At 69.1% G+C, this 421-nt stretch carries 1 protein-coding gene; it reads left to right on the top strand.

Annotated features, from left to right (window positions below; genetic code table 11):
• A partial coding sequence (locus tag PA598K_RS37760) for a DUF92 domain-containing protein (RefSeq protein WP_260405278.1) occupies positions 1 to 421 on the top strand: 421 nt, incomplete at both ends.

The raw sequence follows: 421 nt of genomic DNA, 5'->3' as shown, positions 1-421 counted from the left end.
CGCTTTGATCGGCTGGCGGCCGGTGACGCCGGGCACGAGCGGCGGCGTCACGGCGCTCGGCAGCTTCGCTGCCCTGAGCGGTGCAGCGGTGATTGGCGCGGCTGCTGCGGTGCTGGCTGTCCTGGCGCCGCTCGCGCAGCAGCCCGGAGCGCCGGCGCTCGACTGGACGACTGCGGCGGCGCTGTTCGCGATCGCGACAGCAGCCGGCTTCATCGGCTCGTTTGCCGATTCCTGGCTGGGAGCCGTCTTCCAGGCGATGTATCGCTGCCCTAGCTGCGGCATGGAGATCGAGCGCGAGGTTCACTGCGGCATCCGGGCTGAGCGGATTCGCGGTTGGCGATGGATGACCAACGATGTGGTCAATCTGCTAGCGACAGCTTTCGCGGGGGCCGTCGCAGCGGGCATCGCCTTGCTATGGTTG

It is taken from the genome of Paenibacillus sp. 598K (assembly GCF_003851045.1).
In the GTDB taxonomy this organism is placed as follows: Bacteria; Bacillota; Bacilli; order Paenibacillales; family Paenibacillaceae; genus Paenibacillus_D.
Note: the sequence above shows the minus strand (reverse complement) of the source record. Positions and strands in the feature narration are given on the sequence as shown.